The following is a 25002-nucleotide window of genomic DNA, read 5'->3' as shown; positions in this document are numbered from 1 at the left end:
CGACCCGTTGGCGCAGGTGTTTTCGTCGTTAACGCCCGGGTAGCGCCGTGACCCCGGAACAAAATTCGGACATGGCGATTGACTACCTCCTGTGCCCGGGGCGAATTCATCCCGGCCAGACCATCGGCCAGGCGGATTAAGCTTTTCAGGCGACCCAAGTTGCGTACTGATGCCTCCTCCTTCATTATCTCCGCCACCAGGGTTTGCCCTGTTTCGGCACATGGCCGTTCGGGCGGCGTTCATATGCTCCGTATCTATTGCCGACCTCCTGCTTTCGCCTGAGTAGTCGCGTGGTCAGGCTGGGCTTCATCATCGGCTTCATTGCTCTGCTCGGGGTCTTGCTCTCCGGGCTTGCAGCCTATCGCGTCCACGACCAGGAGCTGGCGCTGGACCGGATCGCGCTCGCGCGTGCGATCGACGTTCATGCGAGCCTGGTTCAGGACCGCCTCACCGAGCGGGAGCTGCTCGCGCGTGTCGCCTCAGGCCTGTTCCGCGCGCCATCCGTGATCAAGCCAAACATGCTGGAGCCGTTGCGCTCGGCGATCTACGCCTTCAAGACCGATTTCGTGGTAGCCGGCTGGATAGCCCGGCTTCAGCCGAATGAACTGGCGGCGGCGCAGGCTGCCATCGCCGGCGGCGGCTTTCCAAATCCGCAGATCCGCTCCTACGACGATAAGCCGATCAATCCGGCCGACGTCACTCAGCCGATCGACGTGTTGATCGACCTCGAGCCACGCAGCAACGATACCAAGGCGCTGCCCGGCCGCAGCTACGATCAGGATCCGGTTCGCAGTGCGATGCTGACACGTGCGCGCGCCGAGAAGAGGTCGGTCGCCTCGGACCCGGTGCCGTTGATCCGCGGGAACGGCGCGATCGGCATCATCGTGGCTGCCCCGGTCATTCCCGAGGGCGCAACGGAGCCGGCCGGGTTCGTCACATTCTCCTATGAGCTCGCCTCGCTGATGTTGACCAATGACGACATGTCGTTGTTCGCGGTCGCGCTCAGGGATCCGCGCAAGGAAGGCGGTGAGCTGATTGCCAACGACCAGGGCGTGGTCTCGACGCGCATGGCGGCGGAAGGAGCGGCCCCGTCCGCGATACGCACGGTGAGCTTCGGCGGCCGTGATTGGCAGCTCGGCTATTACGCCAAGACCAACTCGTTGCGCCGCGCCGAACAGACGGCGATCATCGTTGCGGCGATCGGCTTTGCGATCACGGCCATGGTGTGCGGCCTGTTCGGCTATGTCGCCTACAACAATCTGCGGCTCAGCCGGGAGATCCAGGTCAGAATCGGCTTCGAGCGCCGGCTCACCGCGGTCATCGACGAGCTCAACCACCGCGTCAAGAACATCCTGGCGGTGATCCAGTCGATCGTGACACGCACCTTGCGCCACGGCTCGGACATCGACGTCGCGCGCGAGCTGCTGATCGGGCGCATCCACGCCATGTCCAACGTGGTCTCGCTGCTCAGCGAGAGCCAGTGGCAGGGCGTCAAGCTGAAGGGCCTGTTCGAGGCGCGAGCCATCCCGCATGCCGATCGCATCGCGGTGACCGGTCCTGACATCGCGGTCAGCGCACGCGCGGCACAGAGCCTATCGCTACTGTTCTTCGAGCTTGCCTCCCATTCCGACGAGGGGCTGTCGCTGGTCGGAAAGCATCCGCATATCACTGCCAGCTGGACGGTGACGGGTGAGGAGGGTGACGAGGTCTTCCATTTCCGCTGGGAAGAGTTCAACACCAGCGAATCGACGCGCCGGCCCGATTCCGATTTCGGCCTCATCCTGCTCGATCGCGTCGCTCCAGAGGCGTTAGGCGGCACCGCCAAGCGCTTCTTCACCGACGTCTCCTACGTCTATGAATTGACCGCGCCGATGGAGACGGTGGTCGACATGACCGAACGCGACCGCACGGACAAGATCTCGGCGCCGGTCAGGCCCGTGCGGTAGGGCTTTATCTCATGATCTTTTCGGAAAACCGCCTCGTACTTTTCCGGATCATGCTTTAACCCTTCGGCCGCAACACGAGATCGACGAGGTTGCGTGCGTAAGTCGGCGTGACCGGCGCGATGCCGAAGACGTAGCGATAGAACAGGCTGCCATAGATCGCGTCGTAGAGATCCTCAGCAAGCCCCTCGGCCAGAATGCTGCCGTCCTTCTGGCCCGCGGCGATCATCTCGACGAGCGCGGCGCGGCGGAATTGCAGATAGCGCGTGTAGAACAGCTCCGCCGAGCCGGCTTTGGAGATGCATTCGGAGATCACGGCGAGCTGGACCTTGCCGAACTCTCCCTGGAGAGCCTCGGCATAGGCGGCTGCGTGGCGGCGCGCGCGGGCGGCGGGACTGCCGGAGCTTTCGGGCGGCAGCGGCAGCATCTGTGCGGTGTGGTGGAGAAAGGCGTCGATCAGGAGCGCCTCGCGGGACGGCCACCATTTGTAGATCGTCATCTTGGAGACGCTGGAGTGGCGCGCGACCGCGTCGATGGTGGTGGCCGCAAGGCCGGTGGAAGCCATCAGCGCATAGGCGCTTTCGAGAATGGCGTTGCTGGTCTCGATTGACCTTGGCCGGCCGCGCCGGGGCGCATTGTCAGCCTCGTCACCCCCGCCTTTCGCCATCGCCACGCCCGGTCTCCTCACGAGATTCCCGGCATAGCGCAGCCACAGCTTTCGGCCTAGCAGAATCGCACGATCTAGCGGCTAGACTAGGCTTGCTGCCGCAGGGCGGCAGGCAGGTCCTGCCGCTTGGACCAGGCGACGTAGTAAGCCACCGCGGTCATGGCGGCGAAACCGACGATGCTCACCACGATCTGCATCATCACCAGATTGGGGCTGGTGATCAGGATGAGATGGCCGGCAAAGGACAGGAACACGCCGACGCAGAACACGGCGAGCCATTCCTCGCCGCATCGGATGACCGCCTGAAGCGGCTTCAATCGCAGGCCGGGGTGATCGGCCGGGATCAGATGGGTGGCGAGGAAGGCGAGCGCGAGGAAGTGAACCACGCGATAAGGCGCGAGGTTCTCCTTGTCGGTCGGCGCGATGCTGTCGAGGAGGAGATCCGGCAGATAGGCGGACAATTCCGGCGAACGGCGCAACAGGGTAACGGCCATGGCGAAGATTAGATAGCTGCCTGCGAGTATTCGCAGCCAGGGCAGATCGCGCAGCACCCGCAATGGCGCTCCCGTGACGGCGAACCAGCCGCCCAGCACCATCAGCATCTGCCAGCAGAGCGGATTGAAGGTCCACTCCTGATCCGGATAGACCCGAAAATTCCAGTCGAACCAGCGTGCGGCAAGGTACAGCGCGACCGATGCCGCCAGCGTCACGTTCGGTCGTCGCAACAGACCCCATAGCGCGAGAGGAAAGAAGGCCATCAGCGGGATCATGAGCTGCAGCAGGTCGAGGTTCAGCGGCTCTTCCTGGAGCAAGAGGCCGCGGATCAGGATGCGCAGCGGGTGCTCGAGAATGCCCGAGATGTTGTATTCGTGGATGATCTCCGGCGCCATCGATTGCGAGGCAACATAGGCAATGGCATCGATGTAGATCACGAACAGCACGACATAGGCGGCGTAAAGCCGCCAGACGCGTTGAAAGATTCGGGTCGCCGCTACCACGTAGCCGCGCTCCAGTGCCATCCTGCCGTGGATGATGGCCACCCCATAGCCCACCACGAACACGAGGAGATCCGCCGCTCCGCTGAAGCCGAAATTGCGCAGCGTCAGCAGGTTGACGACGTTGTTCGGAATGTGGTCGACGAACACCGACCAATTGGCGATTCCGAGCGTCAGATAGAGCCTGGTGTCGTGCTTGAATGCGGCGAGGTTCGCCTTGACGGACGGTTTCATTGAGTAAAATAGCTTTGGGAATCAGGATGATGCTTTTAGCGGCAACTGCCTGCCTATCCGAGTAGCGTTTGCGTGAGCGGGACCGGATTGTCCCGTCAGCCTAAAAATCGCGCAGGAGTGCCCGCGCCTCGGTTTACGCGGTCCGCCGCGCATCTTTGGAGCGAAAGACGATCTGTCCTCCGGTCATATCGGCCTCTTGAAGAGGGTGACCACGAGCGGCGCGAGGCTGCAGCAGACGTGCTCGGATCCCGGATAGAGCGGCGTGCTGGTGTCCGCGGTCGCCATGTCCTGGTACCTCCGAGCCCTGGAGCTGTCGCGCCCGCTGCATTTCGGCGACTACGGTGGGATGCCGCTGAAGATCATCTGGGTACTGCTCGACCTCGTCACGATCGCCGTGCTCGGCAGCGGGCTATATCTATGGCTGTCACGGTCGCGGGCCGAGAACGCAGCAGCATTCCGCCACGGCCCTGCCGCTGCCGGGAGCGGCTGAATGACCGGAACGCGATCGCTTCGTCTGATCTGGCGCTGGCCGGTCTTGCTTGCGGTTCTGAACGTGTTCGGCCTGCTGGCCGCGTTGATCGGCCAAACCGGGATATGGCTGGCGTTGTCGTGGATCGCGCTCGCCATTCCGCTCGCGTTGGCCGCGATCTGCATCGTTCGCAGCCGGGCAGCGTGAGCGTCGCTACTCGGCAGGTTCAGCCGACGCTTCGTCGGACATGCCGGCGCGGCTTGCCATGATTCCGAGCGCGACACCGCCGATCGCCAGGATCGGCAACAGCCGCTTCATGCCGATGGCCCGAACGATCTGGAGTCCGGTGGCCAGCAGCATGGGGTCGGCGAGCATGCTCTGCGCCGTCGACCTCGCGGCCCGTTCGGCCGCGATACGGGCCCGCTTCTGCACCTCGCGCTTGTAACCCCAATAGGAGCCTGCCGCCGTGATCGTCAGCAGGAAGAAGATTCCCGCGCCGGCAAGGCAGGCCTGCACCGGGCCATATTGCTCCAGCACCGAGATGAAGGCTGCGGCACAGAGGAAGCACGTCGTCACGAACAGCGCGAAGGCGGCAGCCGCAGCCAGCGAGGTCAGCCGCACGGTCGTGCCGGCGGATGCGCTGATCCCGTCGATGATGCGCTGAAACATGGCTTCGCTCCTCAATCCCCACACGCCGGATCGTCACGATCCGGCAGCGGCGGCGCCGCAGCGCCGCCGTCTCCAATATCCGTTCCGCAAGCCTATCGGCGCCAGGCAGCGCCGATCAGGAAGCCGATGCCGAGCGCGAGCCCGACGGTCGCGAGCGGCCGCTGCGTGATCGCGTCTTCCAGCGTCTCCTCGATCGAGCCATAGGCGTCCTGCGCAGCTTCCATCATCGCGCTGCCGCGATGCGACATGTCATCCATCGCGGAATCCATGTTCTCGCGCGCCTGCCGGTAGCCGCTACGAGCCTGCTTGCTCGTGGAGTTGGCAAAGGTGTTGAGCGCGTCGGTGATCTGGTCGGTGAGGGCGGCGATATCGCTTTTCACGGCTGCTACATCCTTCTCGAGGCGTTCTCTGGTGGCTTTGTCGGTCCAGTCTCTCATCCCCGCTTCGACATTGGTCGTGGACATCGGGAGCTCCGAAGTGTTGACGGCTGAGATGGGCGGAGAACGCTTCGTCGCCGCGTAAGTTCCGTTTGCTGAAACCGGTCAGGCTTGCGGGAGCTGCGGCGAATTCACCGGCAGCAAGTGCTCCTTCAGGATCAGCGCGACGATCAGGAGCGGCGACGACAGGAACGCGCCCATCGGCCCCCAAAGCCAGGTCCAGAACGCGAGTGCCAGCAGCACGGCGAGCGCATTCAAGGCCAGCCGCCGCCCGATGATGGCCGGCGTGATGAAGTGCCCCTCCAGAAAGGTGAGGCCACCAAAGGCGAGGGCGGCCAAAAGCCCGCCGCCGATGGTCGGGAAGGCGACCAGCCCCACCACGACCAGCACCACGAACATCGCAACCGGCCCGATGATCGGGATGAAATTGAGCGTTGCCGCCAGCGCGCCGAGCCCGGCCGGATTGGGCATTCCGGTAAGCGCGCAGATGAGGCCGGTGGCGACACCGACGGCGACATTGATGAGGGTGACGGTCAGGAGATAATTGCCGAGATGGACTTCGATCTCGTTGAGAATGCGGAGCGTACGCAGGCGCGCGTCATGATCGCTGAAGGTCATGATCATGGCCCGCCGCAGGTCGCGCCAGCTTGCAATGAACAGGATCAGGGTGACGAAGAACAGCAGGAATTCGGTAAAGGTCGGTGACAGGAATTCCAGCGTCGGCTGCACCCACTCGACCTTGGGCATGTGGAAGCTCGGCAATCCTTCCGAGCCGCCGAGCATGGCTTGCATCTCCCGCCACAACGCAAGCGGACGGTCGAACACGTGCAACTTGTCCTTCAGTTGCGCGCCGAGCTCCGGCAGGCGCGTGCTCCATTCCATCACGGGAGAAGCAATCAACGCCACGACGAAGGCGACTACCGCGGTCACAGCGACCACGATCAGGACGGCGCCGAGGCTGCGGGGGACCTTGCTCCGCTCGAGGAAGCTCGCCGCCGGAGACAGCATAGTGCCGGTCACGAACGCCATCACCACCGGCAGGAAGAATGCCCTGCCGAAATAGAGCACGGCGACGATGGCAATCAGCAAGAGCCCGGCGAGCGCGAAGGCGACAAAGTCGGTGCGGCGGATAACCGGGGGCAGCTCGGCATGACTTTCGGGAAGCGGCTCGCCGTCGCTGTGGCCGGAAATCAGACGTTCACTTGGAAGGACGCGCACAATACTTCTCCCGCGAGGAATCCGCGATCCGCGCGCCCATCAATGGTCAGACAACGCGCGCACGGCCTGTCGGTTCCATCGCGGTATCGTGAACAGAAGCTCGCTTGACTGTGACGTCGCTGCCTCACGCCTCGCGGGAACTTCGATCCCGCTGACGGCGTTGTTCGGCAGCGCATCACGCTTGGTGCACAATCCCACGGGGCAGCACATGACCAAGTTCTCGGTAGTCCGTCGCAGCGTCTCGCCGCGCGCCGTCACCGCATTCGCCTTCGCAACCGCAATGCTGGCACTGCCCTTTGGCAGCGCGTCCGCGCAGACGTTCGGCTATGCGCCGATACAGTCGCAGGCGTATCCGCAGGACCAGGGCTACTCACAGGATTATTTGAACGAGGCGCCGCCGGCGTCGGAAGAGGATGCTCAGCTGCCTGATCGCCTGCGCAAGCAGATCGTCGGCTTCGACCGCAGCGAGCCGGCCGGGACGATCGTGATCGATACCAACAACACCTATCTCTATTACGTGCTGGGCAACGGCCGCGCCATCCGCTACGGCGTCGGCGTCGGCCGCGAAGGCTTCACCTGGTCCGGAGTGCAGACCGTCAGCCGGAAGGCCGAGTGGCCGGATTGGCATCCGCCGGCCGAGATGATTGCGCGTCAGCCCTATCTTCCCCGCTTCGTCGCCGGCGGCCCCGGCAATCCGCTCGGCGCGCGTGCGATGTATCTGGGTTCCAGCCAATACCGCATCCACGGCACCAACGACCCTTCCACGATCGGCAAGTTCGTCTCGTCGGGCTGCATCCGCATGACCAACGAGGACGTCGTCGACCTGTTCAACCGCGTCAATGTCGGCGCCAAGGTCGTGGTGCTGCCGAAGAACGCTCCCTTGATGGCCAAGGGAGGCGACCCCGTCCGCAAGCGTCCGGCCGTGACGATGCTGCCCTCGGGCCGGCAGGCTTTGAACATCACGACCTCGGCCGTGAACTGAAAGTGAGCGAGGTCATATGAGCAGACGCCTGGTTGGAAAAGTGGCTGGCGGTGCGGCGATCCTGATCGCTGTCTCCGCCGGTTTGGCGTCGGCACCGTCGGCGCATGCGGAGGATTTCTTCTCGGCATTGTTCGGCGGCTTCCGGATGCGGCCGCCGCCCGAGATCCGGATGCCGCTTCCGAACGACGACGGGCCGCGCTACGACACGCCACGGCGGGCCTCCTATGGCGGCGGCACGGCCTATTGCGTGCGCGGCTGCGACGGCCGCTACTTCCCGGCGCAAGGCTCCGATTCAGCGAGCAAGGCGCAATCCTGCAAGAGCTTCTGCCCGGCCTCGGAAACCTCGCTGGTCTATGGCAGCAATATCGACGACGCCACGACGGAGAACGGAAAGTCGTATTCCGATCTGCCGAATGCGTTCAGGTATCGCACCGAGATCGTCGCGGGCTGCACCTGCAACGGCAAGGATCCGGCGGGGCTCGCATCGGTCAAGGCCGAGGACGACCCAACCCTGCGCAAGGGTGACATCGTTGCCGGCGCCGGCGGCCTCGTGGTCGCCAGCCGCAATGCCAACGACCGTCGCGGTGTGACGATGAATTTCTCGCCGTTGCCGGAGTCGGTGCGCGCGAAATTCCGCCAGGTCCCGATCGTGGCGAAGGAGTAGCCCACCGTTCCGGCTTTCTCCGGCACGATACCGATCGTATGCGCCAGATTAGCCAGAATTTGCAGCGGGTTGCCTCAATGGAACCAGCGTCGATGCCGTGCGTTAGATAGCATCGGCAATTTGCCTGAAGGGGGCCCTCGCGATGCTGGTCGGCGTACTCGTCACCTTTCTCGTCGTTATTCTCGTGCTTTATCTCATCAACATGCTGCCCATGGACGGCCGCGCCAAGCAGATCGCGCGCGTGGTCGTCATCATCATCGGCATCGTGTCGCTGCTGAAATATCTGGCGGTATTTTAGCGAAGGTATCGTAGCCCGGATGAGCGAAGCGATATCCGGGAAGACGCAACAAAAGTCCCCGGATATCGCTTCGCTCATTCGGGCTACATCTCAAAAGAAAAGCCCCGGCGTGAGCCGGGGCTTCGTTTGTGCTGCTTTAGTGCAGCGATTTGAGCCAGTCGTCGACGTCCTGGCGAATCTGGTCCTTGGCCTTGCCATAGCGTTCCTGGAGCCGGCCCTCGAGCTGCTCGCGCCGACCCTCGATCAGAGTGAGGTCGTCGTCGGTGAGCTTGGCCCATTTCTCCTTGGCAGAGCCCTTGAATTGCTTCCAGTTTCCTTCGATCCGATTCCAATCCATGACCATCTCCCGTTGGTGATGGCGGTACAACGCGGTCCCCGGCGCAGCCGTTCCGCGGCCCGCCGCGGCGTTTCGCCCGCAAAAAAGCCCCGGCGTGAACCGGGGCTCTTGAAGTTCTCGATCGGAGCTCAGCCCGTCGCCTTCGCCTCGCGGCGGCGCGCGGTGAGGATGTATTCGGTGTAGCCGTTCGGTTGCTCGCGGCCCTTGAAGATGAGGTCGCAGGCGGCCTTGAAGGCGACGCCGTCGAAGGCGGGTGCCATCGGCTTGTAGATGGGATCGCCCGCGTTCTGCTTGTCGACGACGACGGCCATGCGCTTGAGCGATTCCATCACCTGCGCCTCGGTGATCACACCCTGGTGCAGCCAGTTGGCGAGGTGCTGGCTGGAGATGCGCAAGGTCGCGCGGTCTTCCATCAGTCCGACATCGTGGATGTCGGGCACCTTGGAGCAGCCGACGCCCTGGTCGATCCAGCGCACGACGTAGCCGAGGATGCCCTGGCAATTGTTGTCGATCTCCTGCTTGACGTCGTCGGGCGCCCAATTCGATTTCGACACCGGAATGGTGAGGATGTCCGAGAGCTTCGCGCGCGGTCCGCCCTTGGTGAGCTCTTCCTGGCGCGCGGTGACGTTGACCTGGTGGTAGTGCAGCGCGTGCAGCGTCGCGGCCGTCGGCGACGGCACCCAGGCAGTGGTGGCGCCGGCCTGCGGATGGCCAAGCTTTTGCGCCAGCATATCCGCCATCTTGTCGGGCGCCGCCCACATGCCCTTGCCGATCTGCGCATGGCCGGGCAAGCCACAGGTCAGGCCCATGTCGACGTTCCAGTCCTCATAGGCCTTGATCCACGCCTGCGCCTTCATCTCGTTCTTGCGGATCATCGGGCCCGCTTCCATCGAGGTGTGGATCTCGTCGCCAGTGCGGTCGAGGAAGCCGGTGTTGATGAACATGATGCGCTTGGAGGCGCGTTGGATGCAGGCCTTGAGGTTGACGGTGGTGCGCCGTTCCTCGTCCATGATGCCGACCTTGAGCGTGTTTTCCGGCAGGCCCAGCATCTTCTCGACGCGATCGAAGATCTCGCAGGTCAGCGACACCTCGTCCGGGCCGTGCATCTTCGGCTTGACGATATAGGCCGAGCCGGTGCGGCTGTTCTTGACCTTGGAAAGACCCTTGAGGTCGTGGATCGCGAGCAGGCCGGAGACGGCAGCATCGAGCAGGCCCTCGGGAATTTCCTCGCCCTTCTCATCGAGCACCGCGTCGGTGAACATGTGGTGACCGCAATTGCGCATCAGCAGCAGGCTGCGGCCGTGCAGCGTCACCTCGCCCTTGCCGTCCGGTGTCTTGTAAGAACGGTCGGCGTTGAGCGAGCGCGTCAACGTCTTGCCGCCCTTCTCGAAATCGGCCGACAGCGTGCCGTTCATCAGGCCGAGCGTATTGCGGTAGACCAGCACCTTGTCGTCAGCATCGACCGCTGCGACCGAGTCTTCCATGTCGAGGATGGTCGAGACCGCCGCTTCCATGATCATGTCGGCGACGCCGGCCGGATCGTCCTTGCCGATGGCGCTGCTGCGGTCGATCTTGACCTCGACATGCAGGCCGTTGTTGACGAGCAGCACCGCGCTCGGCGCGGCGGCATCGCCCTGGAAGCCCGCGAACTGCGCGGCGTTCTTCAGCGCGGTGGCGTTGCCGCTCTTCAGCTTCACCGCGAGCTGGCCCGCGACGACGCTGTAGGCGGTGACGTCGGTGTGGCTGCCGGTTGCCAGCGGCACGGCGCTGTCGAGGAACGCCTTGGCCTTGGCGATCACCTTGTCGCCGCGCGCCTTGTTGTAGCCCTTGCCGCTTTCCGAGGGATCGTGCGGGATCGCGTCGGTGCCGTAGAAGGCATCGTAGAGTGAGCCCCAGCGTGCATTCGCCGCGTTCAGCGCGTAGCGCGCGTTTGTGAGAGGCACGACCAGCTGCGGGCCGCAGATCTTGCCGATCTCCTCGTCCACATTGGCGGTCTCGACCTTCTGCGTCGCCGGTTCGGGGACCAGATAGCCGATCTCCTTCAGGAAGCCGGTGTAGGCATCGAGGTCGAAGGCCTTGCCCTTGTTGGCGCGGTGCCAGTCGTCGATCTTGGCCTGCAGCGTGTCGCGGAATGCGAGCAGCTCGCGGTTCTTCGGGCCCAGTTCCTTGATGATGGCAGCAAGCCCCGCCCAGAACGCATCCGGCGCGATCCCCGTTTTCGGGGCCGCTTCCTTGGCGATGAAATCGAACAGGACGGGAGCGATCTTCAATCCGTGGGCATCGACGCGTTTCATGATGGGCTTTCTTGTTGGAAATGGCTGTTTTTGGCTGCTTTTGACCCGTCAGCAGCAAAATGCACCCACGAGGGGCGGCTTTCGGGACCTATTAGCCCCAAAATCGGGGCGGTGAGAAGACCCCCAAAGGCTTGTCAAAATGTCAAGGAAGGTGCGGACCCCAACGCATCGGCTGTCATTCCCCGCGAAAGCGGGGAATCCAGGACGCCGTGGCCTCTCGGTATCCCCACGCTGGCTCTGGAAAACTGGGCCGCCCGGTCCCGGCTACGCCAAAGGCTTCGCCGGGCTCTTCGATGTTGGGCCGGCGAAGCTTTAGCGAAGACGGCAAGCCGGACGACGACAGCGGGGGTTAGGGCACGCTCAAATATTCGCGGCGAGGTCCACGACCTCGTCGAACAGCACGCCGGTCGCCTTCAGCATCTGCTCGATCTCGTCGGCGGCCTCAGCGACCGTTCTCGTCGAGGTATCGATCACGAGCTCGGCGGCCTCCGGTCTTTCGTAGTCGTTGCCGATGCCGGTGAACGAGGCCAGCGTGCCGGCGCGCGCCTTCTTGTAGTGGCCCTTGGGATCGCGCTCCTCGCACACCTGTGCCGGCGTCGCGACGTGGATCTCGCGAAACGCAGTATCCGCGATGCGGCGCGCGGTGGCACGGTCCTCGCGCGCCGGCGAGACCGCGGCGACGATGGCGATATGGCCGTTGCGGGCCAGATGCGTGGCGACCTCGGCGAGACGGCGGATGTTCTCGCTGCGGTCAGTGGCGGAGAAGCCAAGATCGCTGTTGAGCCCGGCGCGCAGCGTGTCGCCGTCGAGCAGGATTGGCGAGCCGCCATTGCTGAACAGCCGCCGCTCCAGCGCCTTCGCCAGCGTCGACTTGCCCGAGGCGGGCAGACCTGTGAGCCAGACCACGGCGCCGTTGTGGCGGTAGCGCGCGGAGCGTTCGTCGGGTCGCAGGGCGGATTCCACCGGCACGATATCGACCGGCACGGCACGCTGGCCGGCGTCCACCGACAGCACCAGGCCGCCGCCGGCGATGCGTCCCGCGACCTCGATCACGAGACGGCCGGTGCGCGGATTCTCGGTGTAGGGATCGGTCGCAATCGGGCTGGAAAGCGAAATGTCGATCTCGCCGACATGGTTGCGACCGATCGCCTTGTTCTCGGTGCTCGACAGTTCGCCGGGATCGACGGCCTTCTCGATTGCGACGACGGTGGCACGGCTCTCCTTCGGACCGCTGCGCACCAGGATCTGGTCGCCCTTGGCGAGCGGCTTGTCGTGCAGCCAGAAGATGCGCGCACGCAGCCGCCGCGTCTCGCGCGGGGCACTGCCTGCATGCGCGACGATGTCGCCGCGCTCGATGAACAATTCGCGGTCGAGCGTGATGCCGACCGAGCGGCCGGCGCCCTGTCGTCCCGCCAGCGGCGTCACCGGCCAGCTTTCGACCGTCTTGATCCTGGCGATCTTGCCGGCCGGCATGATCACGATCTCGTCGCCGGCTTTGAGGCTGCCGGATTCGATGCGGCCCGCCACGATCCGGCGGTCGTCGAATTTGTAGATCGCCTGCACTGGCAGGCGCAGCGCCAGCGCTTCCAACGCCCGCGCCGGCTCCAGCCGGTCGAGCGCCTCGACCACGGTCGGTCCCTTGTACCAGCCGATGCGCCCCGTGCGCTCCGCGACGCCGTCGCCGTCGCGCGCCGAGATCGGGATCACGGCGGTCGGCGTCACGCCGAGGCCGCTCAGATGCGCCGAGATCTCGTCGCTGATGTCCTTGAAGCGCGCGGCGGAGAAATCGACGCGGTCCATCTTGTTGACGACGACCGCGACCTGCTTCACGCCGAGCAGATGCAGGAGATAGCCGTGCCGCCTCGTCTGGTCGCGCACGCCTTCGAGCGCGTCGATGATCAGCACCGCGCCGTCGGCCTGCGAAGCGCCGGTGATCATGTTGCGCAGGAACTCGGCGTGGCCGGGCGCGTCGATCAGCACGATGTCGCGCGAATTGGTGCGGAAGCGGATCTGCGTGGTGTCGATGGTGATGCCCTGGTCGCGCTCGGTCTGGAGCGCATCGAGCAGGAACGACCATTCGAACGGCATGCCGCGCCGCGCGCTCACGGCCTTCAGCATTTCCAGCTTGCCCTCGGGCAGGCTGCCGGTCTCGTGCAGGAGGCGGCCGACCAGCGTCGACTTGCCGTGATCGACATGGCCGACGATGACGATGCGTACCTGGGGACGCGTGGTGCCGTTCGGGGTGGCGGGCGAAGCAGGCGTGACGATCATGTTCATGGCCGCGTGTCGTCCTTGAGGTCAGAGATAGCCGGCGACGCGCAGGCGCTCGAAAGCGTCCTCGGTCTCGTGGTCGAGCGCGCGTCCGGCGCGCTCCGGCACCTTGGTCTGTTCGAGCTCGATCAGGATCTCGTCGATGCTCGAGGCGTTCGAGGCGACCGGATTGGTGATGTCCTGGTCCCCCAGCGAGCGATAGCGCTTGCCGTCCTTGGCGAGATACAGCGGGATGATCGGGATGTTCTCGCGCTTGGTGTAGGCCCAGATGTCGGCCTCGGTCCAATGCAGGATCGGATGGATGCGCAGATGCGCGCCTTGCGGCGGCGAGGCATTGAAATGATCCCAGAACTCCGGCGGCTGGTCGCGCACGTCCCAATTGCCCTCCAACCCGCGCGGCGAGAACACGCGCTCCTTGGCGCGCGTCGCCTCCTCGTCGCGGCGGATGCCGGCGATCAGGCCGTCAAAGCCGTATTTGGCGAGCGCCATCTTGAGGCCTTCGGTCTTGCGCGCGGCGGAGCGCGCGGCCGGCGGCAGCGTCGGATCGACGGCATCGATCGGCGGGCAGGGCTCGACGCGCAAATCCAGCTCCCACTCCTTGCCGTAATGATCGCGGAAGCGATACATCTCCGGAAACTTCTTGCCGGTGTCGACGTGAAGGGCGGGGAACGGCATCTTGCCGAAGAAGGCTTTCCGCGCCAGCCAGATCATCACGTTGGAGTCCTTGCCGAGCGACCACAGAAGGGCGATCTTCTTCAGCCGGGCGAAGGCCTCGCGGAAGATGTAGATGCTCTGGGCCTCGAGCTGATCGAGATGGTCCATGCTGGGGGCAAGCTCGGCAGAAAATTCTTGCGCACGCGCGCGCTCGGCCAGCGCCGGGTTGCTCAGTCGATCAGCAGCGGAATCGTCCTTGAGAAGATGCATCTCTGCCACTTTGCGTTTGAAGGCGAAAATTCTATAGTTGCAGCGCGGAAGAGAAGAAAAAATTTTCTCTTTGCGCGCTCGAAACGAGACATATATAGAAAATAATTCCAGTCAACCCCGTTTGTGGGGAAGCGAGTAGCGCATGCGGTTCTTGCCGGTGTTTCTCGATCTCAAGGCCGGCCCGGTGGTCCTCATCGGTGCGGGCGAGCTTCTGCGCGCCAAGATGCGCGTGCTCGCCGCTGCCGGCGCGCGCCTTCGCGTGCATGCGATCGACGGCAATCAGGATTTTGGCCTCAGCTCCGAGGACGCGGCGCGCATTGAAGTCGCGGGCGGCGATCCACTTACCGCTGATCTCTCAGGTGTCATCGCCATCGTCTGCGCGGGTGCGGGCGACGTGGGCGTTGCGATGTCCGTGCGTGCGAAGGCGCTCGGCCTGCCCGTCAACGTCATGGACGATCTCGAGCATTCCAGCTTCATCTTTCCGGCGATCGTCGATCGCGGCGACGTCGTGGTCGCGGTCGGCACCGGCGGCACCTCGCCGGTGGTGGCACGGCGCGTGCGCGAGAAGATCGAGGCCCTGCTGCCGGCCCGCATCGGCGAGCTTGCCGAGTTCATCGGCGGCTTCCGCAAATCCATCAACGAGCGTATCGCCGAGTTTCCGCTGCGCCGCCGCTTCTGGGAGCGCGTCATCGACGGCCCAATCGGTGCGTCCGTGCTCGCCGGCCGCAAAAGCGAGGCGGACGCTGCGCTCAAGGCCATTGCCGATCCCACCGAATTCGCGCGTGCCGACAAGCCGGAAGGCTCGGTCGCGCTGGTCGGCGCCGGTCCCGGCGATCCCGATCTCCTCACCATCAAGGCGTTGCGCGCATTGCAGGACGCCGACATCGTCTTTCACGACGAGCTGGTCTCGCCGGAAATCCTCGATCGCATCCGCCGCGACACCACGCGCGTTGCCGTCGGCCGCCGCGTCGGCAAGCCCGGCATCGGCCAGGACGCCATCAACAAGCGCATGATCGAGGCGGCGCAATCAGGCCAGCGGGTGGTACGGCTGAAGGGCGGCGATCCCTTCGTGTTCGGCCGTGGCGGCGAAGAGGTCGAAGCGCTGCGCGCCGCCGGCGTCGCCTATTCGATCATTCCCGGCATCACGGCCGGGCTCGGCGGCGCCGCCGATTTCGAGGTGCCGCTCACCTATCGTCATGAAGCGACCCGGATCACCTTCCTCACCGCGCACAAGGCGCGGGATGCCGAGAATATCGATTGGTCGATGCTGACCGACACGAAAATGACCGTCGTGGTCTACATGGGCATGACGGCGGCACCGGAAACGCCGGTCGGCGTGTTCGCCCGCGTCACGCGGCCCGATGCGCAGGGCGCGATCGGTACGCTGCGCGATCTGCCCGAGCTCGTGGGGCGGATCCATGGCGGTCCCGCCATCCTCATCATCGGCGAGGTGGTCCGGCATGCCGGTTCGCCTCGCCGCGAAACGCCCAAACAAATCATCTCTGACCTGCTGGATGCTGCCGAATGACCTCTCCCCTGCAACAGAAAATCAAGATCGCCGGTCCCTCCGTCGTGACCGCCAACCGTACCTGGGACGGCATCGTCGTCTACAGAACCGCCAACAAGGGCTGGTCGGCGGAACTCGCAGAAGCCGCGATCGTGCGCAACTCCGACGAGGCGAAGGCGCTGCTTGCCGAAGCCGTAGCCGATGACGTCGGCGCGATCGGTCCCTATATCGCGCCGGTGCAGATCGGCGAAGATGGCAAGATCCTGCCCGGCAATCTGCGCGAACAGATCCGCCGCACCGGCGTCACCATCGGCCAGCCGGCCCAGGTTTAAGGCGCGCTCTTATGTACGCTTACGACGAAATCGACCGCACGCTCGTCAACGAGCGCGTCTCGGAATTCCGCGACCAAGTGCAGCGCCGTCTCTCGGGCGAGCTCACCGAAGACGAATTCAAAATGCTGCGCCTGCAGAACGGCGTCTATCTGCAACTGCATGCCTACATGTTCCGCGTCGCTATCCCCTATGGGACGCTGGCGTCGAACCAGTTGCGGCGGCTCGCCCATGTCGCCCGCAAGTACGACCGCGGCTACGGCCATTTCACCACGCGCCAGAACATCCAGTTCAACTGGATCAAGCTGTCGGACCTGCCGGATGCGCTCGCCGATCTCGCCGAGGTCGGCATCCACGCGATGCAGACGTCCGGCAACAACATGCGCAACGTCACCTCGGACCAGTGGGCCGGCGTCGCGCCCGGCGAGATCGAGGATCCCCGCATCTGGTCGGAGCTGATCCGCCAGCACACCACGCTGCATCCGGAATTCTCGTTCCTGCCGCGCAAGTTCAAGATCGCGATCACCGCGTCGGACCACGACCGCGCTGCGATCAAGGTCCACGACATCGGCCTGCGCCTGATCAAGAACGAGAAGGGCGAAACCGGTTTCGAAGTGCTGGTCGGCGGCGGTCTCGGCCGCACGCCGTTCATCGGCAAGACCATCAAGCATTTCGTCCATGGCCGCGATCTGTTGAGCTACATCGAGGCCATCCTGCGCGTCTACAACCAGTACGGACGCCGGGACAACATCTACAAGGCGCGCATCAAGATCCTGGTGCACGAGCTCGGTATCGAGAAGTTCTCGCGCGAAGTCGAGGAGGAGTGGCAGCATATACGCTATTCCTCGCTCCAGATCGACGACGGGGTGATCGAGGACATCCGCTCGCGCTTCATCTATCCGGCCTACGAAAAGCTGCCGCACATGCCGGACGAACTGCGGCAGGCCGCGGCAGATCCCGACTTCGAGGCCTGGCGCAAGAACTCGGTCGCCGCGCACAAGAACCCGGCCTATTCCATCGTCACGATCTCGCTGAAGCCGATCGGCGCGCCTCCGGGAGATGCCACCGCCGAGCAGATGGATGCGCTGGCCGATCTCGCCGACAAATATTCGTTCGGCGAAATTCGCGTCGGCCACGAGCAGAATTTGGCGTTGCCGCACGTCGCCAAGCGCGACCTGCCGGCGCTGTGGAAGGCGCTCGACAAGCTCGGGCTTGCGACGCCGAACGTCAATCTGATCACCGACATCATCGCCTGCCCGGGGCTGGACTACTGCTCGCTGGCGAATGCGCGCTCGATCCCGATCGCGCAGGAGCTGACGCGGCGCTTCGCAAATCACGAGCTCGCCAATCTCATCGGCCGTCTCCACATCAACATCTCCGGCTGCATCAATGCCTGCGGCCATCACCATGTCGGCCATATCGGCATTCTCGGCGTCGAGAAGAACGGCGAGGAAGTCTACCAGATCACCATCGGCGGCCGCGCCGACGAAAACGCCGCGCTCGGGACCCTGATTGGTCCCGGCGTCAAGTTCGACGAGGTCGCCGACGTCGTCGAGGACATCGTGGAAGCCTATCTGGCGCTGCGCGAGCGGCCCGAAGAGCTGTTCATGGACACGGTGAAGCGCCTCGGCGTCGAACCCTTCAAGGAGCGCGTCTATGCCACTCGTTAACGGCGGAAAGATCGTCGACGACGGCTTCGTCAAGCTCGCCGTCGATACGCCGCTGCCCGAGCGCGGCGACATTCTGGTGCCGGCCGAGCGTTTCCTCAGCGATGCCGAAGGCTTGCTCGCGCGTGCCGGCAAGGTCGGCGTGATCTGGCCGAACAATCGCGACATCGCCGAGCTGGCGTCGTATCTCGGCAAGCTGGCGGCGGTCGCGCTGGTGTTTCCGACTTTCCGCGACGGGCGTGCCTACAGCCAGGCGCGGCTGCTGCGAGAACGTTACAATTACCGCGGCGAGTTGCGCGCCACGGGCCAGGTGCTGCGCGACCAGTTCGTGTTCATGCTGCGCGCCGGCTTCGACGCGTTCGAGGTCAAGAAGCAGGCGGACGCGGAAGCCTTCATGCAGACGGCGAAGCGCTATTCGGTGTTCTATCAGCCGACCGGCGACGGCCGCATCACGGCGCTGCATCGGCGCATGCAGCTGCGCCACTCCGAAAGGGTCGGCACGTGAACGCAATCGCGCCTCAGATGTCCTCCGCGTCCGTCCCCGCGTTCCCTTCGGCGGAAGAGCTCGATCGCGCCTTGCGCGATTCCTCGCCTGCGGAGGTGATTGCTGCGGCGCTGAAGACGGTCGGGCGCGACAATCTCGCGCTGGTGTCGTCCTTCGGCACGGAATCGGCGACGCTTCTGAAAGTGATGGCGGACGTCGATCCGGCGATCCCGGTGATCTTTCTCGATACCGGCTGGCTATTCGAGGAGACGCTCGCCTACCGCGACACGCTGATCGAAATGTTGGGCCTGACGGACGTCCGATCGATCAAGCCGGCCGACGAGACGCTGGCGCGCGACGATCCCGACCGCGACCTCTGGTTCTCCGATCCCGATGCCTGCTGCCGCATCCGCAAGGTGGAACCGCTGGCGCGTGCGCTCAAGCCGTTCTCGGCCTGGCTCAATGGCCGCAAGCGGTTTCAGGGCAGTGCGCGTGCCGACATTCCCGTCGTCGAGAGCGACGGCGCACGGCTGAAGTTCAATCCCTTCGCCAACGTTTCGCGCGAGGAGATCGAGGCGATCTTTACCGTTGCTAGGTTGCCGCGGCATCCTTTGGTTGCGTCAGGATTCCTGTCGGTGGGGTGCATGCCGTGCACCAGCAGAACGGCCGAGGGCGAGGATTCTCGCGCCGGCCGCTGGCGGGGCCGCGCCAAGACAGAATGCGGCATTCACACGATGAAGATTTCGTAGCACGGTTGCGCTGCCACGCTGCGAACAAGAAAATCCGGTTCCGTTGACTTGAGCGCCTTTCGCCCCGAGTTATGCCTGCCATCGATGACGCCGATGTCGTCGAGGTGAATGGAGATGGACATGATGCGCCGTATCGTTCCGCTCGCTGCAGGACTCCTCTGGGCAAGCTCGGCGTTCGCCGCCGACATCAATCTTTTGAACGTCTCGTACGATCCGACGCGTGAGCTCTATGTCGAGTTCAACAAGGCTTTCGCGACGTCCTATCAGAAGGAGACCGGCAAGAGCGTCGAGATCAAGCAGTCGCATGGCGGCAGCGGCTCGCAGGCGCGCGCAGTGATCGACGGATTGCAGGCCGATGTGGTGACCCTTGCGCTCGCTTATGACATCGATGCCATCGCGGCCAAGGGCCTGGTCGCGGCGGATTGGCAAAAGCGCCTGCCGCAGAACTCATCGCCCTATACCTCGACGATCGTCTTCCTGGTGCGCAAGGGCAATCCCAAGGGCATCAAGGACTGGGACGATCTGATCAAGCCGGGCGTTGCCGTGATCACGCCGAACCCGAAGACCTCGGGCGGGGCGCGCTGGAATTATCTCGCGGCCTGGGGCTTCGCGCAGAAGAAGCTCGGCTCCGCCGACAAGGCCAAGGATTTCATCGGAAAGCTCTATCAGCAGGTGCCGGTGCTTGATACCGGCGCGCGCGGTGCTACCGTGACCTTCGTCGAGCGTGGCGTCGGCGACGTGCTGCTCGCCTGGGAGAACGAGGCGCACCTCGCCTTGAAGGAGTTCGGCTCCGCGAAGTTCGAGATCGTGGCGCCGCCACAATCGATCCTGGCCGAGCCGCCGGTCGCGATCGTCGACAAGGTTGCCGACAGGAAGGGCAATCGCAACGTCGCGGATGCCTACCTCCAGTACTGGTATACGAGGGAGGGTCAGGAGATCGCCGCGCGCAATTTCTACCGCCCGCGGGATGCCGAAATCGCCAAGAAGTATGAAAATGCCTTCGCCAAGGTCGAGCTGTTCACGATCGACGACGTCTTCGGCGGCTGGACGAAGGCCCAGAAGGAACATTTTGCCGACGGCGGCGTCTTTGATCAGATCTACAAGAACTGATCAGGCGCTGTCATAAGAGGCTTTTGCGGGGGGCCTGGTGAGCGCAGTTGCAGCACGACGCCGGACATTGCCGGGCTTCGGTCTCACCATGGGACTGACGCTGACCTGGCTGTCCGTGATCATCCTGATTCCGCTCGCCGGCCTGTTCCTGAAATCGCTCGAACTCAGCCCCGAACAGTTCTGGAATATCCTTTCCAGCCGCCGCACCCTGAACGCGCTCCGCGTCTCGTTCGGCCTCGCTTTTGCTGCGGCCTGCGTCAATCTCGTCATGGGCAGCATCATCGTCTGGGCGCTGGTGCGCTACCGCTTCCCGGGCCGGCGGCTGTTCGACGCCATCGTGGATGTGCCGTTTGCGCTGCCAACAGCGGTCGCCGGCGTGGCCCTGACTGCGCTGTTCGCGGAGAAGGGCTGGCTGGGCGCGCCGCTTGCCGCGCTCGGCCTCAAGGTGGCGTTCACGCCGCTCGGCATCTTCGTCGCCATGATCTTCATCGGTATTCCCTTCGTGGTGCGCACGGTGCAGCCGGTGCTCCAGGATCTCGACCCCGAGATCGAGGAAGCTGCGGGCAGCCTTGGGGCCAGCCGCTGGCAGACCATCATGCGCGTGATCCTGCCCTCGCTGGCACCGGCGCTGCTCACCGGCCTTGCGCTCGCCTTCGCCCGCGCGGTCGGCGAATACGGTTCGGTCATCTTCATTGCCGGCAATCTGCCCAACGTCTCCGAGATCGCGCCGCTCCTGATCGTGATCCGGCTCTCCGAGTTCCGCTATGCCGATGCGACCGCGATCGCGGTGGTCATGCTGGTCGTGTCGTTCGTGATCATCTTTGCCGTCCACCGGCTGCAGCGCTGGGCGCAGAGCCGGATTCCGGAGCGCTGAGGGCGGATCATGACGATGCAGATCGCAGATTCCATATCGCTCTCGGCCTCCGACGCGAAGGCGCGTGCGCAGGCGGCGGCAGCGCGGGACAATCTGCGTACCGAGCCGCGCGCGGTGCGCATCGCCATCATCGCGCTCGCGATGATCTTCCTCACCGTCTTCGTCGTGCTGCCGCTCGTCGTCGTGTTTGCGCAGGCGTTCTCGAGAGGCATCTTCGCCTATCTCGCCGCGCTCGCCGAGCCGGAGGCGCTGGCCGCAATCAGGCTGACCTTGCTGGTCGCCGCGATTTCGGTAGGTCTCAATCTGGTGTTCGGCCTCGTCGCCGCCTGGGCCATCGCCAAGTTCGATTTCCCGGGCAAGACGTTCCTGATCACGCTGATCGACCTGCCTTTCTCGGTCAGTCCGGTGATCTCGGGCCTCGTCTTCGTGCTGCTGTTCGGCGCACAGGGCTATTTCGGCAGCTGGCTGCGAGAGCACGACATCCAGATCCTGTTCGCGGTGCCGGGCATCGCGCTCGCCACCACTTTCGTCACCTTCCCCTTCGTGGCGCGCGCGCTGATCCCCCTGATGCAGGAGCAGGGCACGCAGGAGGAGGAGGCCGCGATCTCGCTGGGCGCCTCGGGCCTGCAAACCTTCTTCCGCGTCACGCTGCCCAACATCAAATGGGGCGTGCTCTACGGCGTCCTGCTCTGCAACGCCCGCGCGATGGGCGAGTTCGGCGCCGTCTCCGTCGTCTCCGGCCACATTCGCGGCGAGACCAACACGATGCCGCTGCTTGTCGAGATTCTCTACAACGAGTACCAGTTCGTCGCCGCCTTCGCGATCGCCTCGCTGCTGGCGATGCTGGCGCTGATCACGCTGATCGTGAAAACCGTTCTCGAACGCCGTCTGGACGAAGGACAAGACCCAAATGACCATTGAAGTCAGGAATCTCGTCAAGTCGTTCGGCAGCTTCAGAGCCCTCGACGGCGTCGATCTCAAGGTCGACAGCGGAGAGTTGGTGGCGCTGCTCGGTCCGTCCGGCTCCGGCAAGACCACGCTGCTGCGGATCGTCGCCGGGCTCGACTGGCCCGATTCCGGCGAGCTCTTCATCAATGGTGAGGACGCGCTGGCGCAAGGTGCGCGCGAGCGGCATGTCGGCTTCGTGTTCCAGCATTACGCGCTGTTCCGCCACATGACCGTGTTCGAGAACGTCGCCTTCGGCCTGCGCGTGCAGCCGCGCGCGATCCGCAAGGACGAGACTGCAATCCGCGCCCGGGTCAAGGAACTGCTCGATCTCGTGCAGCTCGACTGGCTTGCCGAGCGCTATCCGAACCAGCTCTCCGGCGGCCAGCGCCAGCGCATCGCGCTCGCCCGCGCGCTCGCGATCGAGCCGCGCATCCTGCTGCTCGACGAGCCCTTCGGCGCGCTCGATGCCAAGGTCCGCAAGGAGCTGCGAAAGTGGCTGCGCGCGCTGCACCACGAAATCAACGTCACCTCGATCTTCGTCACCCACGACCAGGAGGAGGCGCTGGAAGTCGCCAACCGCGTCGTGGTGATGGACAAGGGCCGGATCGAGCAGATCGGCTCGCCCGATGACGTCTATGAAAGTCCCGCGACCGCCTTCGTCCACGGCTTCATCGGTGAATCGATCGAGCTGCCGGTCGAGGTCGAGGGCGGTGCCATCAGGCTCGGAGGCAGGCCGCTTCGGCTTGCGGCAGAGGGGCTTGCGCCTGGCGCGTCGAGACTGTTCGTGCGGCGACATGACATGCTGGTCGGCCCGCCCGGCAGCGGCGCCTTCGAGGGCGCGGTCCGGCATGTCCGCAATTTCGGCCCGGTGCAGCGTGCCGAGGTCGCGCTCTTGGGCGGCCAGACCATCGAGATCGATGCCCCTCGCGACAAGGAACTTCGCGCCGGCGACACGATCGGCCTGGAGCCTCGCCGCTACCGGATATTTGCGGATTAAACCCCCGCCGTTTCGGGGCGCGCGTCAGCGCGAGTCCGGAATCTCGATGTCATGGAACGAGATTCCGGGTTAGGTGCCCGCATCGCCCCCGAACGACTTGCGTCGATTTTCTTCAAAATTCACCTTTCAGCCACGGTTGGTATGCAACAACGGCCGCTCATTTGGGGGCCTCGATTCATGCGCGCTGCGGCCGCAATCCTCGTCACTTTGCTGCTCGCCGGCTGCGCCGGCAACGAAGCACCGGTCCAGCAGCCGTCCATGTATGCCGACATGGCGGTCCCGGGCTCCAGGCTCGATGCGCAGGCGGCTGCCGTGATGATCTCGCAGTACCGACAGAACAACGGGCTCGGCACCGTCGTGATCGATCCTGATCTGATGCGGCTCGCCGAGTCCCAGTCGGGTGCGATGGCGGCGGCCAACAAGATGGACCACGACGTCCGCGCGCCGCTGGCCAAGCGTCTGGCCGCCGGCGGGTATCCCGCGACCGTGGCAGTCGAGAACATTTCGGCCGGCTATCATACGCTGGCGGAAGCGTTTTCCGGCTGGCGCGACTCGCCGCCTCACCGCGCCAACATGCTCAAGGGCGGTGTCACAAAATTGGGCATTGCGGCGAGCTATGCTCCCGGCACCAAGTACAAGGTGTTCTGGACCATGATCCTGGCCTCGACGGAGCCTCGATAAGCAAGACTTGATCCCGGGATGCATTGACGCCGCGGCGGGGTGTCGCCACGGTGGCCAGCCTTTTGCTATTGTTCCCGAATGACAGATCACAGTCCGGACATCGCAACGATCCCGACGAATGCGCAACGCGTCCTGGTCCTCCAGGGCGGCGGCGCGCTCGGCTCCTACCAGGCCGGCGCCTATCAGGCGCTGTGCGGCTACGGCTTCGAGCCGGAATGGGTGGCCGGCATCTCGATCGGCGCGGTCAACGCCGCCATCATTGCCGGCAATGAAGGGCAGACGCGGGTCAAGCGGCTCAAGGAATTCTGGGAAATGGTCTCGGCACCCGTGCCGTGGAAGCCGCTCGGCAAGAGCGACCACAGCCGCGAACTGTTCAATTCGACCAGTGCTGCGCTGATTGCGACCTTCGGCGTGCCCGGCTTCTTCACCCCGCGCATTCCGCCGGCGCCGCTCTGGCCGCCGGGGCATCCCGAAGCGGAAAGCTATTACGACACCTCGCCGCTCAAGAAGACGCTGGAGCGTCTCGTCGATTTCGACCGCATCAACGATCTGAAGACGCGGCTGTCGGTCGGCGCGGTGGGCGTCACCTCGGGCAATTTCAAGTATTTCGACAATTACGAGTTCAAGAAGCTCGGCAAGGCCATCGGCCCCGAGCACATCATGGCCTCGGGTGCGCTGCCGCCGGGCTTTCCGTCCGTCGTCATCGACGGCGAGCATTATTGGGACGGCGGCATCGCCTCCAACACCCCGCTCGACTACGTGCTCGATACCGAGCTCGACCGCGACATGCTGATCTTCCAGGTCGACCTGTTTTCCGCGCGCGGCGATCTGCCGAATTCGCTGCTGGAGGCAGCCGAGCGCGAGAAGGACATTCGCTATTCCAGCCGCACGCGGATGAACACCGACAAGAACAAGCAGCTGCACAACGCGCGCAGGGCCGTGCGCGACCTCATCGGAAAATTGCCCGACTATCTCAAGAACGATCCTTCGGTCGAGTTCCTGGCGAAAGTGTCGCGCGAAAGCACCGTCACGGTGGTGCATCTGATCTACCGCAGCAAGAACTACGAATCCTCGTCGAAAGATTACGACTTCTCGCATGTTGCCATGGTCGAGCATTGGGAAGCCGGCGTGCGCGACGTGCATCTGTCGATGCGCCATAGGGACTGGCTCGAGCGGCCGCAGTCCGGCGAGACCATGGTGACCTACGATCTCACGGGGGACGTCTCCGCGGCCCCGGCAAAAAGGAGCGAATAG

General features: G+C 64.4%; 27 protein-coding genes. 17 read left to right on the top strand and 10 right to left on the bottom strand.

The window, feature by feature from the left end:
* Nucleotides 1–290: 290 nt before the first annotated feature.
* A complete protein-coding gene (locus AX729_RS17585; protein ID WP_061025221.1) occupies nt 291–1946 on the top strand; it encodes a CHASE domain-containing protein in 1656 nt (551 codons plus the stop codon).
* 55 nt (nt 1947–2001) lie between these two features.
* Here AX729_RS17585 and AX729_RS17580 read toward each other — a convergent pair whose 3' ends face one another.
* Together AX729_RS17580 and AX729_RS17575 are read right to left on the bottom strand one after the other, a co-directional pair.
* Nucleotides 2002–2610, bottom strand: coding sequence for a TetR/AcrR family transcriptional regulator (locus AX729_RS17580; RefSeq protein WP_061025219.1), 609 nt, complete (start codon nt 2608–2610; stop codon nt 2002–2004).
* 86 nt (nt 2611–2696) lie between these two features.
* Entirely contained in the window at nt 2697–3839 is a 1143-nt protein-coding gene (locus tag AX729_RS17575) for an OpgC domain-containing protein (RefSeq protein ID WP_061025217.1), read from the bottom strand.
* A 262-nt stretch (nt 3840–4101) separates the two neighbouring features.
* Here AX729_RS17575 and AX729_RS17570 point away from each other — a divergent pair, with 262 nt between their 5' ends.
* Both AX729_RS17570 and AX729_RS17565 read left to right on the top strand, forming a co-directional pair.
* Nucleotides 4102–4329, top strand: coding sequence for a PepSY-associated TM helix domain-containing protein (locus AX729_RS17570; RefSeq protein ID WP_061025216.1), 228 nt, complete (start codon nt 4102–4104; stop codon nt 4327–4329).
* Complete coding sequence (locus tag AX729_RS17565; RefSeq protein ID WP_061025214.1) at nt 4330–4515, top strand: hypothetical protein; 186 nt, start codon at nt 4330–4332, stop codon at nt 4513–4515.
* Nucleotides 4516–4521: 6 nt separating this feature from the next.
* On the opposite strand, the gene AX729_RS17560 is transcribed toward AX729_RS17565, so the two are convergent.
* The 3 genes from AX729_RS17560 to AX729_RS17550 form a co-directional block, all read right to left on the bottom strand.
* The gene (locus AX729_RS17560; protein ID WP_061025212.1) at nt 4522–4977 is read right to left on the bottom strand and encodes a hypothetical protein; all 456 of its coding nucleotides are present in this window, start codon (nt 4975–4977) and stop codon (nt 4522–4524) included.
* Nucleotides 4978–5069: 92 nt separating this feature from the next.
* Nucleotides 5070–5441 carry an ElaB/YgaM/YqjD family protein gene (locus AX729_RS17555; RefSeq protein ID WP_061025210.1) on the bottom strand — a complete coding sequence of 124 codons (372 nt, stop codon included), beginning with the start codon at nt 5439–5441 and terminating at the stop codon, nt 5070–5072.
* Nucleotides 5442–5519: 78 nt separating this feature from the next.
* Nucleotides 5520–6632 carry an AI-2E family transporter gene (locus AX729_RS17550; protein ID WP_061025208.1) on the bottom strand — a complete coding sequence of 371 codons (1113 nt, stop codon included), beginning with the start codon at nt 6630–6632 and terminating at the stop codon, nt 5520–5522.
* A 208-nt stretch (nt 6633–6840) separates the two neighbouring features.
* Here AX729_RS17550 and AX729_RS17545 point away from each other — a divergent pair, with 208 nt between their 5' ends.
* The 3 genes from AX729_RS17545 (at nt 6841) to AX729_RS39705 (ending at nt 8576) form a co-directional block, all read left to right on the top strand.
* A complete protein-coding gene (locus tag AX729_RS17545; RefSeq protein ID WP_061025206.1) occupies nt 6841–7614 on the top strand; it encodes a L,D-transpeptidase in 774 nt (257 codons plus the stop codon).
* 16 nt (nt 7615–7630) lie between these two features.
* Nucleotides 7631–8278: a DUF2865 domain-containing protein gene (locus AX729_RS17540; RefSeq protein ID WP_061025205.1), complete on the top strand. Its 648-nt coding sequence runs from the start codon at nt 7631–7633 to the stop codon at nt 8276–8278.
* A 142-nt stretch (nt 8279–8420) separates the two neighbouring features.
* Nucleotides 8421–8576 (top strand): Thivi_2564 family membrane protein, encoded by a 156-nt coding sequence (locus tag AX729_RS39705; protein WP_007599832.1) that lies wholly within the window; start codon nt 8421–8423, stop codon nt 8574–8576.
* Nucleotides 8577–8712: 136 nt separating this feature from the next.
* Here AX729_RS39705 and AX729_RS17530 read toward each other — a convergent pair whose 3' ends face one another.
* The 4 genes from AX729_RS17530 to cysD all read right to left on the bottom strand — a co-directional run bounded on the left by AX729_RS17530 (nt 8713) and on the right by cysD (nt 14300).
* On the bottom strand, nt 8713–8913 hold the full coding sequence (locus AX729_RS17530) for a CsbD family protein (RefSeq protein ID WP_061025314.1): 201 nt from the start codon (nt 8911–8913) through the stop codon (nt 8713–8715).
* A 128-nt stretch (nt 8914–9041) separates the two neighbouring features.
* Nucleotides 9042–11207: a malate synthase G gene (locus AX729_RS17525; RefSeq protein WP_061025203.1), complete on the bottom strand. Its 2166-nt coding sequence runs from the start codon at nt 11205–11207 to the stop codon at nt 9042–9044.
* A gap of 360 nt (nt 11208–11567) precedes the next feature.
* On the bottom strand, nt 11568–13484 hold the full coding sequence (gene cysC, locus AX729_RS17520) for an adenylyl-sulfate kinase (RefSeq protein ID WP_061025201.1): 1917 nt from the start codon (nt 13482–13484) through the stop codon (nt 11568–11570).
* Between the two features lie 21 nt (nt 13485–13505).
* Nucleotides 13506–14300 (bottom strand): sulfate adenylyltransferase subunit CysD, encoded by a 795-nt coding sequence (gene cysD, locus AX729_RS17515; RefSeq protein WP_061025312.1) that lies wholly within the window; start codon nt 14298–14300, stop codon nt 13506–13508.
* 244 nt (nt 14301–14544) lie between these two features.
* Here cysD and cysG point away from each other — a divergent pair, with 244 nt between their 5' ends.
* Genes cysG through AX729_RS17490 form a run of 5 tightly spaced genes read left to right on the top strand, consistent with a single transcriptional unit; the run spans nt 14545 to nt 19138 of the window.
* The gene (gene cysG, locus AX729_RS17510) at nt 14545–15930 is read left to right on the top strand and encodes a siroheme synthase CysG (protein WP_061025199.1); all 1386 of its coding nucleotides are present in this window, start codon (nt 14545–14547) and stop codon (nt 15928–15930) included.
* Complete coding sequence (locus AX729_RS17505) at nt 15927–16241, top strand: DUF2849 domain-containing protein (protein ID WP_061025198.1); 315 nt, start codon at nt 15927–15929, stop codon at nt 16239–16241. Before cysG ends, AX729_RS17505 begins: the two co-directional genes overlap by 4 nt.
* Nucleotides 16242–16252: 11 nt before the next feature.
* Nucleotides 16253–17908 carry a nitrite/sulfite reductase gene (locus tag AX729_RS17500; protein ID WP_061025196.1) on the top strand — a complete coding sequence of 552 codons (1656 nt, stop codon included), beginning with the start codon at nt 16253–16255 and terminating at the stop codon, nt 17906–17908.
* The gene (locus AX729_RS17495) at nt 17895–18410 is read left to right on the top strand and encodes a DUF934 domain-containing protein (RefSeq protein WP_061025193.1); all 516 of its coding nucleotides are present in this window, start codon (nt 17895–17897) and stop codon (nt 18408–18410) included. Before AX729_RS17500 ends, AX729_RS17495 begins: the two co-directional genes overlap by 14 nt.
* Nucleotides 18407–19138 carry a phosphoadenylyl-sulfate reductase gene (locus tag AX729_RS17490; protein WP_061025191.1) on the top strand — a complete coding sequence of 244 codons (732 nt, stop codon included), beginning with the start codon at nt 18407–18409 and terminating at the stop codon, nt 19136–19138. Before AX729_RS17495 ends, AX729_RS17490 begins: the two co-directional genes overlap by 4 nt.
* Here AX729_RS17490 and AX729_RS40505 read toward each other — a convergent pair.
* The gene (locus AX729_RS40505; RefSeq protein ID WP_197433614.1) at nt 19117–19260 is read right to left on the bottom strand and encodes a hypothetical protein; all 144 of its coding nucleotides are present in this window, start codon (nt 19258–19260) and stop codon (nt 19117–19119) included. The genes AX729_RS17490 and AX729_RS40505 overlap by 22 nt on opposite strands.
* On the opposite strand from AX729_RS40505, the gene AX729_RS17485 reads away from it, so the two are divergent.
* From AX729_RS17485 to AX729_RS17460, 6 genes are all read left to right on the top strand, one after another.
* Complete coding sequence (locus AX729_RS17485) at nt 19247–20248, top strand: sulfate ABC transporter substrate-binding protein (RefSeq protein WP_156457018.1); 1002 nt, start codon at nt 19247–19249, stop codon at nt 20246–20248. The genes AX729_RS40505 and AX729_RS17485 overlap by 14 nt on opposite strands.
* Nucleotides 20249–20285: 37 nt before the next feature.
* Nucleotides 20286–21122: a sulfate ABC transporter permease subunit CysT gene (cysT, locus tag AX729_RS17480; RefSeq protein WP_082770459.1), complete on the top strand. Its 837-nt coding sequence runs from the start codon at nt 20286–20288 to the stop codon at nt 21120–21122.
* Between the two features lie 9 nt (nt 21123–21131).
* Entirely contained in the window at nt 21132–22043 is a 912-nt protein-coding gene (cysW, locus tag AX729_RS17475) for a sulfate ABC transporter permease subunit CysW (protein WP_061025188.1), read from the top strand.
* The gene (locus AX729_RS17470) at nt 22033–23067 is read left to right on the top strand and encodes a sulfate/molybdate ABC transporter ATP-binding protein (protein ID WP_061025186.1); all 1035 of its coding nucleotides are present in this window, start codon (nt 22033–22035) and stop codon (nt 23065–23067) included. Before cysW ends, AX729_RS17470 begins: the two co-directional genes overlap by 11 nt.
* Nucleotides 23068–23244: 177 nt before the next feature.
* Complete coding sequence (locus AX729_RS17465) at nt 23245–23748, top strand: CAP domain-containing protein (RefSeq protein ID WP_061025184.1); 504 nt, start codon at nt 23245–23247, stop codon at nt 23746–23748.
* A 78-nt stretch (nt 23749–23826) separates the two neighbouring features.
* Complete coding sequence (locus AX729_RS17460) at nt 23827–25002, top strand: DUF3734 domain-containing protein (RefSeq protein WP_061025182.1); 1176 nt, start codon at nt 23827–23829, stop codon at nt 25000–25002.

Source organism: Bradyrhizobium sp. CCH5-F6 (assembly GCF_001556045.1).
Taxonomy (GTDB): Bacteria; Pseudomonadota; Alphaproteobacteria; order Rhizobiales; family Xanthobacteraceae; genus Bradyrhizobium.
This window is presented reverse-complemented; position numbering and strand designations above follow the sequence as displayed.